The sequence below is a fragment of the Chromatiaceae bacterium genome, assembly GCA_024235395.1.
In the GTDB taxonomy this organism is placed as follows: domain Bacteria; phylum Pseudomonadota; class Gammaproteobacteria; order Chromatiales; family Chromatiaceae; genus Thiosocius.
Genome location: JACKMK010000003.1, coordinates 614,315 through 626,918, shown reverse-complemented (window position 1 = coordinate 626,918; position 12,604 = coordinate 614,315). Strand labels below are relative to the sequence as shown.

At 64.7% G+C, this 12,604-nt stretch carries 12 protein-coding genes; 4 read left to right on the top strand and 8 right to left on the bottom strand.

Features of this window, described 5'->3' with window-relative positions; translation table 11 throughout:
• Positions 1–10: 10 nt before the first annotated feature.
• From H6955_16190 to H6955_16175, 4 genes are all read right to left on the bottom strand, one after another.
• Entirely contained in the window at positions 11–583 is a 573-nt protein-coding gene (locus H6955_16190) for an HPP family protein (protein MCP5315100.1), read from the bottom strand.
• Entirely contained in the window at positions 576–1,589 is a 1,014-nt protein-coding gene (hemB, locus tag H6955_16185; protein ID MCP5315099.1) for a porphobilinogen synthase, read from the bottom strand. The genes H6955_16190 and hemB overlap by 8 nt, the downstream gene beginning before the upstream one ends.
• Positions 1,590–1,689: 100 nt before the next feature.
• Entirely contained in the window at positions 1,690–2,412 is a 723-nt protein-coding gene (locus tag H6955_16180; protein MCP5315098.1) for a response regulator transcription factor, read from the bottom strand.
• Positions 2,409–3,431, bottom strand: coding sequence for a histidine kinase (locus tag H6955_16175; protein ID MCP5315097.1), 1,023 nt, complete (start codon positions 3,429–3,431; stop codon positions 2,409–2,411). Before H6955_16175 ends, H6955_16180 begins: the two co-directional genes overlap by 4 nt.
• Before the next feature lie 106 nt (positions 3,432–3,537).
• Between H6955_16175 and argH the strand changes: the two genes are divergently transcribed.
• From argH to H6955_16155, 4 genes are all read left to right on the top strand, one after another.
• Entirely contained in the window at positions 3,538–4,917 is a 1,380-nt protein-coding gene (gene argH / locus H6955_16170; GenBank protein MCP5315096.1) for an argininosuccinate lyase, read from the top strand.
• 101 nt (positions 4,918–5,018) lie between these two features.
• Positions 5,019–5,921: a transporter substrate-binding domain-containing protein gene (locus H6955_16165; GenBank protein MCP5315095.1), complete on the top strand. Its 903-nt coding sequence runs from the start codon at positions 5,019–5,021 to the stop codon at positions 5,919–5,921.
• 233 nt (positions 5,922–6,154) lie between these two features.
• Complete coding sequence (locus H6955_16160; protein MCP5315094.1) at positions 6,155–8,470, top strand: EAL domain-containing protein; 2,316 nt, start codon at positions 6,155–6,157, stop codon at positions 8,468–8,470.
• Positions 8,471–8,541: 71 nt separating this feature from the next.
• Positions 8,542–8,898, top strand: coding sequence for a nucleotide pyrophosphohydrolase (locus H6955_16155; GenBank protein MCP5315093.1), 357 nt, complete (start codon positions 8,542–8,544; stop codon positions 8,896–8,898).
• 4 nt (positions 8,899–8,902) lie between these two features.
• On the opposite strand, the gene H6955_16150 is transcribed toward H6955_16155, so the two are convergent.
• From H6955_16150 to H6955_16135, 4 genes are all read right to left on the bottom strand, one after another.
• Complete coding sequence (locus H6955_16150) at positions 8,903–9,307, bottom strand: TfoX/Sxy family protein (protein MCP5315092.1); 405 nt, start codon at positions 9,305–9,307, stop codon at positions 8,903–8,905.
• A complete protein-coding gene (locus tag H6955_16145) occupies positions 9,264–9,617 on the bottom strand; it encodes a DUF3175 domain-containing protein (protein MCP5315091.1) in 354 nt (117 codons plus the stop codon). Before H6955_16145 ends, H6955_16150 begins: the two co-directional genes overlap by 44 nt.
• Positions 9,581–11,716 carry a glycogen debranching protein GlgX gene (glgX, locus tag H6955_16140; GenBank protein MCP5315090.1) on the bottom strand — a complete coding sequence of 712 codons (2,136 nt, stop codon included), beginning with the start codon at positions 11,714–11,716 and terminating at the stop codon, positions 9,581–9,583. The genes H6955_16145 and glgX overlap by 37 nt, the downstream gene beginning before the upstream one ends.
• A gap of 86 nt (positions 11,717–11,802) precedes the next feature.
• Positions 11,803–12,255 carry a hypothetical protein gene (locus H6955_16135; protein ID MCP5315089.1) on the bottom strand — a complete coding sequence of 151 codons (453 nt, stop codon included), beginning with the start codon at positions 12,253–12,255 and terminating at the stop codon, positions 11,803–11,805.
• Positions 12,256–12,604: the final 349 nt, after the last annotated feature.

The following is a 12,604-nucleotide window of genomic DNA, read 5'->3' as shown; positions in this document are numbered from 1 at the left end:
CCGCGGCCCGCTAGTCCCACCGGTCCGGGTAGCTGCCGGGTTCGAGCGCGTTGTTGCTGATGATCGCGACCAGCAACAGCACCAGCGCGCCGACTATCACCGGAAACACGTACCCCCATCCCCAGCCGTGCACGGTGTCGTTGCCGATCACCGCGATCAGTGCGGTCGCGCCACCCGGCGGATGGATGGTCCGCGTGGCCATCATCAGGGAGATCGCGGTCGCCACCGCGACGCCTTCCCGCAGGCCGGTGATATCCGGCAGGTAGAGAAAACACGCGACCCCGACGACCGCCGAGATCAGGTGGCCGCCGAGCAGATTGCGCGGCTGCGAAAAAGGCGCGCGCGGCGCGCCGTACAGCAACACCGCCGATGCGCCGAACGATCCGATCACCAGCAGGTGCAGATTGGGGAACAACGCGACCAGTTCGGCCGTCGCGGCGATCCCGAGAAAGGCACCCAGCCAGGCGACCAGGATCTGCGCCAGACTCGGACGCGGCCCCTGCGGGTTGCGGGCCGGAGGCCGGGTACGCGCATGCGCCGGATGGTCTATATCCGGTATCGGCTCGGGACGCTGGTCAGTCATTCAGCCACTGTGCAGCGCGCTTTGCGAAATAGGTCAGGATACCGTCGGCACCGGCGCGCTTGATGCACAACAGCGATTCCATGACCACCGCCCGCTCGTCCAACCAGCCGTTCTGTGCCGCCGCCATGTGCATCGCGTACTCACCGCTGACCTGGTAGACGAAGGTGGGGACCGCGAACTGGTCTTTGACCCGACGCACGATGTCGAGATACGGCATGCCGGGCTTGACCATCACCATGTCGGCACCCTCGCCGAGATCCAGCGCGACCTCGCGTAACGCCTCGTCGCTGTTGGCGGGATCCTGCTGATAGGTGTACTTGTTGCCCTTGCCGAGATTGGCCGCCGACCCCACGGCATCGCGGAACGGCCCGTAGTAGCTGCTCGCGTACTTCGCCGAATACGCCAGGATCCGGGTGTGGATGTACCCATCGGCCTCGAGCGCGTCGCGGATGTCGCCAATCCGGCCATCCATCATGTCGGACGGTGCCACCACGTCGGCACCTGCCGCCGCATGCGACAGGGCCTGCTTGACCAGTACCTCGACGGTCTCATCGTTCATCACGTAGCCACTGGCGTCGATCAGCCCATCCTGGCCGTGCGTGGTGAACGGGTCGAGGGCGACGTCGGTGATCACCCCGAGCTCGGGTAGCGCATCCTTCAAGGCACGCACCGCGCGCTGCGCGAGGCCGTCGGGATTGAACGCCTCGACCGCGTCTTCGCTCTTGGCCGCCGGCGGTGTGACCGGAAACAGAGCGACCGCCGGCACGCCGAGCGCCTGCAGAGCGCGCGCCTCCTCCACCAGCAGGTCGATGCTCAGACGTTCGACACCCGGCATCGACGCAACCGGCTCGCGCTGGCCCTCGCCCTCGAGGACGAACACCGGACAGATGAGATCGTCGGGTGTCAACGTGGTCTCGCGCATCAACCGGCGCGAGAAATCGTCGCGGCGCATGCGCCGCATGCGGGTGAACGGGTAACCCGCGAAGGACTGGGTATCAATGGTCATCGGATCCCTGCGGCCTATCAGGCAAAGACGGCAGTCTACCACCGCACGGTCCGCGCCGGCCCTGGCGGGCCAAGCGGATGATCGTGTAACGCTCAGCCCACTAGTCGCCGCCGCGCAGCTGGCGGCGCACCTCGGCCGCATGCCTGCGGCTGACCTCGACGGGCTCTTCGGTTCCGTCCAGGTGCAGTGACAACTGGCCATCGGCCAGTTTGTGCAGCGCGCGCATCCGCTGCGCCGCCACCAGTGCGTTGCGGTGCACGCGCAGGAACAGGCCCGGCAGGCGATCCTCGATCGCGCGCAGCGATTCTTCGGTCAACGCCATCCCTCCGACGTGCCAGACCTCGACATACTTGCTGTCGGCGCGCAGGAACACGACGTCCTCCACGGGGACGCGCAGCACGCCGCCGCGGTAACTGGCATTCAGGTAGCCGCCCGCATTCGCCAGCGCCGTCTGCTGGTCCATGCTCAGTGCGCGTGCCTTGTCCAGGGCGCGCATCAGGCGTTCCGGGCGCACCGGTTTCAACAGGTAGTCGATGGCGTTGGCCTCGAACGCGGCCAAGGCATGCTCGTCGAAAGCGGTAACGAAGATCACAGCCGGCGGATTGGAGTGTTCGGCAAGCCGCAGCGCGGCCTCTATTCCATCCATGCCGGGCATACGGATATCCAGCAGCAGGATGTCGACCGGCAGCCTGGCGCACTGCTCGACCACCTCGTGGCCGTTGGCCGCCTCGCCGACCACCCGATGCCCCCCACCGGCCGCCTCCAGCAGTTTCGCAAGACGCGCACGCGCCGGCGCCTCGTCGTCGGCGATCAGGATGTTCACGCCTCGATCACCGGCAGGTGGACGCGGACCTGATAGCAGCCGTCGACCTCACCGACCACCATGCCGGCGCTATGGCCGAATGCGGCGTCCAGCCGTTCGCGCACATTCTGCTGCGCCATACGGTTGCCGGGACGCATCGTGCGAGGCGGACCTGCCGGCAGGGTATTGCGCACCGCCAGGCTGAGCACCCCGTCGCGGCTGCGCCCGCTGATCGTGATCTCGCCACCGCCGGTCGCCGGCTCGACGCCGTGATACACGGCGTTCTCGAGCAGTGGCTGCAGCAACAGTGCCGGCAGACGCACGCTCAATGGCACGCTGTCGACGTCCCAACGCACCTGCAGACGGTCACCCAGGCGTTGGCTCTCGATCCGCAGATAGCCCCGCGCCAATTCGAACTCGCGCTCCAGGGTCGACAGGTCGGCCGCATCGGACAGGGTCGCGCGAAACAGGTCGGACAGGTCCTCGACGACCTGTTCGGCCAGGTCGGGATCGACCCGGGTCAGGCTGGCAATCGTATTCATGCTGTTGAACAGGAAATGCGGACGGATGCGCGCCTGCAATGCCTGCAGGCGGGCCTGCGACTCCGCCAGCTCGCGCTGCCGCTCACGGTGCTGCTCGTACAGATAACGCAGTAACACCGCCCCGACGATGCCGCCGATGGCCAGGTGATGAAGCAACACGACCAGCGGATTGGGCCAGCGCCCGAGATTCAGCGCCTGTGCGGCGAAAAACACCGCGACCACGACCAGCAGGATCAGCAGCCAGGCAAGGACACCGGCGGCCGCATGGCCCAGCCGTCCCAGTGGTGCGCGCAGACCGCAGTACAGCGCAGCGACACTGAGGGCGACCCACTGGATGTACAGCGAGCGCAGGCTCAGTTCGCTCCAGAATTCCCCCGGTGCCGGAAAGGCCCCCAGGGTCAGCACGATCGCCAGTAATTCGGCGCTGACAACCACCGCGAACACCATGCGGATCGCGCAGAAATTCGGCAGAAACGCGCGGCGATCGGATTCCCTCATGCTGCGCAGTATAGGAAATCACCGGGCGGGGTCGGCGCGTTGACGGTGCTGGGAGGCGCACGGAGTGAATATAATCACGCCCTTACAGAAACCCGGTGCCTATCCGATGTCCGACAAGAAACTCTGGGCCGGCCGCTTTGCGGAGCCGACCGACGCCTTCGTAGAGGCGTTTACCGCCTCGGTGGAATTCGACCAGCGTCTCGCTCCGTTCGACATACAGGGGTCGATCGCGCACGCCACGATGCTGGCCCGGCAGGGAATACTCAGCGAACACGAGCGCGATGACATCATCGCCGGCCTGCAGCGCATCCTTGCATGGGTCGAGGCCGGTGAATTCGAATGGTCCGTCGCGCTCGAGGACGTGCACATGAACATCGAAGCGGCGCTGACCGAGGACATCGGCATTGCCGGGAAGAAACTGCATACGGGGCGCTCGCGCAATGACCAGGTGGCCACCGATGTGCGCCTGTGGCTACGCGCCGAACTCCACGAGATCCGGAGCGCGGTGCGTCGTCTGCAACGCGCCCTGCTGGGGCTGGCGGAGCGTGAGGCGGACACCATCATGCCCGGATTCACCCACCTGCAGACCGCGCAACCGGTCACCTTCGGGCACCATATGATGGCCTGGTTCGAGATGCTGGATCGCGACCATGACCGGCTGCGCGACTGCGCGGTCCGCGTCAACGTGATGCCACTGGGTGCAGCCGCGCTCGCCGGCACCAGCTACCCGATCGATCGACCGTTCACCGCGCAGCTGCTCGGATTCAGCGGCCCGGCGGAAAATTCGCTCGATGCCGTCTCCGATCGCGATTTCGCCATCGAATTCAGTGCCGCCGCCAGCATCCTGATGATGCACCTGTCGCGGATGAGCGAGGAGCTGATCATATGGTCGTCGGCGCAGTTCGGTTTCGTCACCCTGTCGGACAGCTTCTGTACCGGCTCATCGATCATGCCGCAAAAGAAAAACCCGGACGTGCCCGAGCTGATACGTGGCAAGTCCGGGCGGATATTCGGCCACCTGATGGCCTTGCTGACCCTGATGAAGTCCCAGCCGCTGGCCTACAACAAGGACAACCAGGAGGACAAGGAACCGCTGTTCGATACGGTCGACAACCTCAAGGGCTCCCTCAAGGTCTTTGCCGACATGGTGCCCGCGATCCGCTGCAATGCCGACGCGATGCGCAGCGCGGCGATGAAGGGGTTCGCGACCGCCACCGACCTGGCGGATTACCTGGTTCGCAAGGGCGTGGCGTTTCGGGATGCGCACGAAGTGGTCGGCAAAGCCGTTGCGCATTGTGTCGCCAGGGCCTGTGATCTGTCCGAATTGAGTCTGGCTGAACTGCAGGGCTTCTCGGCGGAGATCGGCGAAGACGTGTTTGACTGTCTCACGCTCGAGGGTTCGGTGGCGGCACGCGACCATATCGGCGGCACCGCACCGGCCCAGGTGCGCGCAGCGATCGCACGCGCACGTGAACGAATCGCCTGAACGACGCTCGCAGCACTAAACAGCGGTCGCAGCCGGTCGCTATTGCTTACCGAAAGCATGCGGAACCACAAGCCCACCCGGGCGTCGTTGGGGGGAACACCATGGAACGGACAATGAGGCGCATGATCGACCTCCTGCTGGCGTCCTGGCTGGCGCTCGGTGCGACCGCGTCGGCCCGCGATCTCGACGACATACGCCGCGAGGGTGTCCTCAAGCACCTCGGTGTCCCGTATGCACATTTCGTCACCGGTAGTGGCGACGGCCTTGACGTCGAACTGATCCAGGGCTTCGCACGCGATCTCGGCGTACGCTACGAGTTCGTGCAGACAGATTGGCCGCACATGTTCGGCGACCTCACGGGGCAGAATGCGCGGCTTGACGGCGACCAGGTCGAACGCTTCGGCGAGACACCGATCCGCGGCGACCTGATCGCCAACGGCCTGACCGTGCTCGGCTGGCGCAAGCAGGTGGTGCGCTACTCGGAACCGACCTTCCCGTCCGGGGTCTGGCTGATCACCCGGGCTGCGTCGCCGCTGCATCCGATCAAGCCCAGCGGCGAACTCGAGAACGACATTCGCGCGACCAAGGCGAGCCTCAACGGCGTCAGCGTGCTGGCCTCTGCCAACAGCTGCCTGGACCCGGACCTGTACCAGCTCGACCAGACCGGTGCGGACATCCGCCTGGCCCCCGAAGAGCGGACACCGGACGAATTGATCCCGGCGCTGTTCAACCAGGACGCCGAGACCTCGCTGATGGACGTCTCCACGACCCTGTTGTCGCTCGAGCGCTGGCCCGGCGAGATCAAGGTGTTGGGGCCGATCTCCGAGCAACAGACCATGGCTGTCGGATTTCGTCCCGATTCACCGCAGCTGCTGGCGGCATTCAACGACTATCTGGCGCGGGTCAAGGCCGACGGCAGTTACCCCCGGACGGTGAAGAAGTACTTCCCGGCGATGTTCGATTACTTCCCAAATTTCTTCGGCGAAGGCGGCGCTTCGAAGTAAGGCTCCACGCGCCTAAAAGGTACGCGACTTCAGCCGCTAGCCTGTTCAACGGCGGCACATTCGTCACGGTGTGCCCCGCAGGGATTGCCGACCCCAGCACTGACAAGAGGTGCGGCAGGAAGTATGCGCACGCTGTCGTCCAGTTCATGCCCAAACCGCACTGCTGAGATCATTGCCTATCGCGATGGCGGCAACCGGCTGCGACGCATTCCCAACCATCCGTGGAGAGCACGGTGAGGACTGCCGACTTCAGGGGCCTGGGCAGGTCAATCGGGGTGGCAGGCGTGCTGATCGCCGTCTATCTGAGCGTACTGATCGCGCTCGGCTACGTCGGCCAGGGGCGCCTGCGCCACGCCTTGATCGAACAGGAACAATTGGCGATCGAAAGACAAGGCGACGCCGTGGCCTACTTTCTCGACAGCCAGCGCGAAACCCTGCTGGAGATCAGTGAGAGCCGTGCTGTCGAAGCCTTTCTCGCCAATCGAGCGCTCGGCATGTCACCGGACTACGGACTGCGTGCCAGTCTTCTCGCGGTGTCGCGCGAGCTGACACGTCATCTCGATCGCAAACGGGCCCACGAGCGCCCGGTGTTTCACCACATTGCATTCGTCGATTCCTCGGGCAAGATCCTGGTCGAGGTCGGCGACGGATCCACAGATACCGGGACGCGTGCCGCCGGGGCGCCAGTACCGCCAACCGATGGTCGCCTGAAGATCCTTCGGCACGACGGGAACACCTACCTGACACTGTCCGAGCCGGTGGCATTCAAGGACCGCGTGGCCGGCTTCGTCACCGCACAGATCGACGTACAGGCCACCGTGGTCCCGTTCCTCACCGTGGGTACCGGTGCAGGTGAACGCCACCCGGTCGCACTGCTGGGCCCGGACGAAACGGTGATCGCCACCAACAGCGTCGACGCCCCGGGCAACTGGCGGGCCGACGCGCTGCGCAGGGGTAACTTGCTGCTGTCCCGTCCGATCCCGGGCAGCCCGCTGACGCTGGTCGCCGTACCCCGTCTGCGTGACGCCCAGGGGTTCCTCTCTTCACCCTGGTTCCTCGGGGCACTGGCGCTGTTTTCACTGCCACTGCTCGGCGGGATCGCCTATCTGTTGCGGCTCAACAACCACAACCTGCTTCTGCAGGCCCGCTCGCAGGCCGCGACCCAGCAACGGGCGATCCTGCGTCGACAGAATGAGCGCCTGCAGTCGGAGATCGACAAGCGGGTCCGCTCGGAAAGGCAGCTCGCCTACCAGGCGAACTACGACCAGCTCACGAACCTGCCGAATCGCTACCTCGCACTCGACCGGCTCGCCCAGGCGATCAAGCGCGCAAAACGCGATCGAGGCAGCGTGTTGGTGTTGTTTCTCGGCCTCGACCGGTTCAAGCAGGTCAACGACTCGCTGGGGCATTCGGCCGGAGATCAACTGCTGCGCGAAGCGGCCCAGCGGCTGCGCTCCAGGGTGCGGGAAAGCGACACCGTCTCGCGCCTGGGCGGTGACGAGTTTCTGTTGATCTGTAGCGACGCGCGTTCGGCACCGGATTGGGAGCAGCTGGCGCACGACCTGCTCGCGGTACTCGAGGCGCCGTTCCATATCGGAAATCACGAGTTTTTCGTCAGTGCGAGCATCGGAGTGGCCGGCTTTTCCGATGGCAGCGGCGAACCTCAGCGATTGCTCAAGAACGCTGGCATCGCGATGTACGCGGCCAAGCAGCAGGGGCGCAACCGCGTCTGCTACTACGAACCTTCGATGGACGCCGGCACCGCCAAGGCGATACGCCTCGAGAGCAGTCTGCGGCATGCGCTGGAACGTCGCGAACTGCAGCTTGCGTTCCAACCGATCGTCGACCTGGTGTCCGGCAACACCGTGGCGGTCGAGGCACTGCTGCGGTGGAACAGTGCCGAGCTCGGTGCGGTGCGACCGGACGAGTTCATCCCGATAGCCGAGGAAACGGGCCTGATCCACGAGATCGGCGAATGGGTCATGGCAGAGGCCTGTCGTACCGTCGGTGACCTGGACGTCGGCGCGGACTTTCGCGTCGCGGTGAACCTGTCGCCGAAGCAGCTCTCTCGCCCGGGCCGCCTGGTGGACTGTACCCTGCATGCGCTCCGGTCCTCCGGCCTGGCGCCGAACCAGCTGGAACTCGAGGTCACCGAGTCTGTATTGATCGACGACCGCGCCGACATCGCGAAACTGCTGCACCGGTTCGACCGCATCGGCGTACGCCTGTCGATCGACGACTTCGGCACCGGTTATTCGGCGCTGAACTATCTGCAACGCTTCCCGTTCGACGTGCTCAAGATAGACCGCTCGTTCACCCAACAGGTACCCGGCAATCCGGCCAGCGCCTCGCTCGTTCGGGCGATCATCGCGATGGCGCATGCGCTCGACCTCGAGGTGATCGCGGAGGGCATCGAAGACCGGACTCAGACCGAGTTTCTGCAGCTGCAGCGCTGCGAGCTGGGCCAGGGATTCCTGTACAGTCGGCCGCTCAGCGCGGCCCAGCTGCGCGCCTACCTGTCTGGCGAAGACGCACAGATGTCCGCGTGAACCGCGGGGTTTGGCCCCGGTATGCAAAACGTGCTGAGATGGCGGCCTGTATCGGCCCGGAGGGTTTCGCGATGCCACGCGACCGTCTCGACGACCTGAACGCCAAACTGCTCGCGTTCGCCCGCGAGCGCGACTGGGAACAGTTTCATTCGCCGAAGAACCTCAGCATGGCACTGGCGGGGGAAGCCGGCGAATTGCTCGAACACTTCCAATGGTTGAGCGAGAAACAGAGCGCAACGCTGCCACCCGACAAGCGTGAAGCGGTCGCATTGGAACTGGCCGACATCCTGATCTACCTGATCCGTCTGTCGGAGCGTCTCGATATCGATCTGATCGATGCCGCCTACCGGAAGATGGCAATCAATCAGGCCCGGTATCCGAAAGAGCGTGTCCGCGGTGACGCCCGCCGCGCCGAGGAATACGACTGATCGCTCATCGCGAACGCTTGGCCGCAGCCGCCCGCAACGCAGCGGCATAAGCCTTGTTGGCCCATGACCTCATCTGTTCGACATCCTCCAGCACCTCTTCGGGTGCCTGGTAGTACGACATCGTGGCGACCTTGCCATGTTTCGAATAGGTGAAAGGCTCAAGCCCCGCATCCCGGAACTCGCCGACGCTGGATGCATCGGCCTTGAAGTACAAGGTGTCGTCCGCGACAAGGCCGAACATCAGGCCGTCGAGGAAGATCCCGTAGCCTCCGAACATGCGTCGCGGCAGCACCGGCCCGATCGACTGCATGAGGTCGACCAGGTGGGTGACGAACGCTTCGGTCTCGCGCGAGGTCGTCACGCGTCTAGTGCCCGGCCGATCGCGGACGCTCGCGGCGCGGACGTCCATACAGCACGCGCAGTTCGTCTTTCGCCCGCTCCAGCCGCTCACGATCCCTCCTGGGCAGCTTGCGACCGGCCCGGTTGATGTAGAAGGTGAGCATCGACATCGCCGAGCGAAATGGTTCGACCTTGCGCCGACGGCTGCGTTCCGCGGACCGTTTCAGCGACTCGGCGATCTGCCTCGGGTCGTCGAACGTAAATACGCCCGGTTCGAGTTCCAGCGCATGGCTGTGCTCGGTGACCGCCTGGGACCACCGTGTGCCCGGAGCACGTGCACCTCTCACGGCAGCCGCATGCGGCGCAGCAACACGGTCGATCTGGCGGTCAGCGGATAGGTCTCGCCGCTGTGGAAATAACGCCCGTCACTGCGTTTGCCGCTGCCGAAGCCGGTATCGAGATCCGCCGCCCAGCGGGCAATACCGATCTGCTTCGGCAAGGTGAAATGGATCGTCTGGTGATGCGCGTTGAGCAACAGCAGAAAAGTCTCATCGACGATCGGGCGACCGCGCGCATCCTGCTCCTCGATTGCATCTCCATGCAACAACAAGCCCAGGCAGCGCGCGTAAGAATACGACCACTGCTCGTCCGTCATCTCTTCCCCGGTCGGACTCAGCCACAGGATATCCTTGACGTTGGCACCCTTGATACGCCGCCCTTGAAAGAAGTGTCGGCGCCGGAACACCGGATGCGTGCGACGCAGACGGATCACCTCGCGCACGAAATCGAGCAGTTCGGTGGCATGACTGTCGAGTTCCCAGTCGACCCAGCTGATTTCGTTGTCCTGGCAGTAGGCATTGTTGTTGCCCTGCTGGGTACGACCGATCTCGTCGCCGGCGGTCAGCATCGGCACGCCCTGCGACAACAGCAACGATGCCAGAAAATTGCGCTTCTGCTGGTTGCGTCGACGAATGATATGCAGGTTGTGGGTCGGCCCCTCTTCACCGCAGTTCCAGCTCAGGTTGTTGTCGTTACCATCGCGGTTGTCTTCGCCATTGGCCAGATTGTGCTTGTCGTTGTAGCTGACCAGGTCGTGCAATGTGAAACCGTCGTGACAGGTGATGAAGTTGATGCTGGCATAGGGCTTGCGCCCATTCGAGGCGTACAGATCGCTGGAACCGGTCAGGCGATACCCGAGTTCGCCGATCAGGCCGCCCTCGCCCTTCCAGTAGGCGCGGAAGGTGTCGCGGTAACGACTGTTCCACTCGGTCCAACCGACCGGAAAGTTCCCGACCTGGAATCCACCTTCGCCAAGGTCCCACGGTTCCGCGATCAATTTCACCTGGGACAGCACCGGGTCCTGATGGACCATGTTGAGAAACGCGGAAAAGTGATTCACCGTGTGGCTCTCGCGCGCCAGCGTCGCAGCGAGATCGAACCGGAAACCGTCGACATGCATCTCCTGGACCCAGTAGCGCAGGCTGTCCATGATCAGTTGCAGCACGCGCGGATGCATGGTGTTCAGGGTGTTGCCGCAACCCGTATAGTCCATGTAGTACCGGCGATCATCGGCACTGAGCCGGTAGTAGGCGACGTTGTCGATGCCGCGGAAGCACAGTGTCGGACCTTGATGGTTCCCCTCGGCGCTGTGGTTGTAGACCACGTCGAGGATCACTTCGATGCCGTTGGAGTGCAGCCGCTTGACCATGGTCTTGAATTCACTGACCGTGCCGGATGCGGAGTACTCCGGGTGCGGTGCGAAGTACCCGATCGTGTTGTATCCCCAGTAGTTGGTCAGGCCCTGCTCGACCAGGTGTCGGTCGCTGATGTAGGCATGGATCGGCATCAGTTCGACCGCCGTGACGCCAAGCGATTTCAGGTAATCGATGACCGGCTCGGTCGCGAGACCGGCATAGGTGCCGCGGTACTGCGGCGGGACCTCAGGGTGGCGCAGCGTGAATCCGCGCACGTGCAGCTCGTAGATCACGGTGTCGTGCCAGGGCGTGCGTAGCGGCCGATCGTCTCCCCACGGGAACGTCGTGTCCGTGACCTCGGCCTTCGGCACCCCGTGTGCACTGTTGCGCGCATCTGCCTGCAGGTCGGCGTCAGGGTGACCGATGGTGTAACCGAACAGCGCGTCATTCCAACGCACCCCGCCGACGATGTTCTTGGCGTAGGGATCGAGCAGCAGCTTGTCGGGATTGAAACGATGCCCCCGATGCGGGGCATAGGGACCATAGACGCGGTAGCCATAGAGCTGACCCGGCCCGACCTCCGGGAGATAGCAGTGCCAGACCTGGTCGGTCCGCCAGGCCATCGGGATGCGCTCGATCTCGCGTCGCCCACGGCTGTCGTACAGACAAAGTTCCACGCGCTCCGCATGCTCAGAGAACAACGCGAAGTTCACGCCCTCGCCATCCCAGGTGGCGCCGAGCGGATAGGGCTTTCCCGGCCATACGGTGGGCGCATCGCGACCCATTACTTCATTCCTCCAGGCGGACAGCCCTGCAACGTCGAACCCTTCAACCGGCGCGCGCCGACCCCGATGCCACGCCGATCCTCAATCTAGCGGTCGCCGGGCCCTTCGAGCAACAACCCGACACCCTGCCTGACACGATGCCAGCAGCGGCGCGCACGTGCACGCCAATCCGCGCCGCGCGCCACCGGCATCGGCGATGCACCAAGTTGGCCCCCGATCAGGCGCGCCTCGGGTACGCGTCCACGGATCGATTGTGCGACCCGACCCGCCAGACCGGGCTCGGCCGTGACGCTCACCCAAAGCACGTTGATCGCAAGATTGACGTCGGCGAACGCCACCTGGTCACCGTAGGCCTCGCACACCTCGCGGATCGATCCCGCGATATGCTCTCGAACCATCTGCGGCCGTTCACCCAGACCGGGTATCAGCATCATGAAATCGGCCAGCGGCCGACCGTCGGCGGCACGGGTCGGGGCAAGCCGCCAGAGCGGCGGTGCCGGTGCAAGTCGGCTCGCTGTGCACGCGCTATGACGGCTCATCGACGCCCCACACTTCGCGGCTTTGCGCAGCCACCTGCCTCAGGCGCGTCGGCCGGCGGCGTCGGACAACCGGGACCGACGCCCCGCATCCTGGCTCGCCACGGCTTCAGGGCACCACCCCGGTGCATTGCGATGCATACCCGCACGAAACAGGCGTTGGGCACAGTACCAGCTGGCGGGCTCTTCCGGGCAAAGGGCCGCGCCGGGATGAAATCCGTGCCGCCCGGACATGGATCGGGTCACGGGACGTCGCGCGCGACTCGCACTGCAGGGTCTTGTCTCGTCGCAGCATCGAGACAGATCCCGATGCACGAAACGCATCGCGACGCTCAGCTACAATCGGCGGCGG

Bases quoted from the DNA above. Each gene is read 5' to 3' on its own strand.
- H6955_16190 (MCP5315100.1), bottom strand. From the start codon at position 583: ATGACTGACCAGCGTCCCGAGCCGATACCGGATATAGACCATCCGGCG.
- hemB (MCP5315099.1), bottom strand. From the start codon at position 1,589: ATGACCATTGATACCCAGTCCTTCGCGGGTTACCCGTTCACCCGCATG.
- H6955_16175 (MCP5315097.1), bottom strand. From the start codon at position 3,431: ATGAGGGAATCCGATCGCCGCGCGTTTCTGCCGAATTTCTGCGCGATC.
- argH (MCP5315096.1), top strand. From the start codon at position 3,538: ATGTCCGACAAGAAACTCTGGGCCGGCCGCTTTGCGGAGCCGACCGAC.
- H6955_16165 (MCP5315095.1), top strand. From the start codon at position 5,019: ATGGAACGGACAATGAGGCGCATGATCGACCTCCTGCTGGCGTCCTGG.
- H6955_16155 (MCP5315093.1), top strand. From the start codon at position 8,542: ATGCCACGCGACCGTCTCGACGACCTGAACGCCAAACTGCTCGCGTTC.
- H6955_16150 (MCP5315092.1), bottom strand. From the start codon at position 9,307: ATGGACGTCCGCGCCGCGAGCGTCCGCGATCGGCCGGGCACTAGACGC.
- glgX (MCP5315090.1), bottom strand. From the start codon at position 11,716: ATGGGTCGCGATGCGCCCACCGTATGGCCGGGAAAGCCCTATCCGCTC.
- H6955_16135 (MCP5315089.1), bottom strand. From the start codon at position 12,255: ATGAGCCGTCATAGCGCGTGCACAGCGAGCCGACTTGCACCGGCACCG.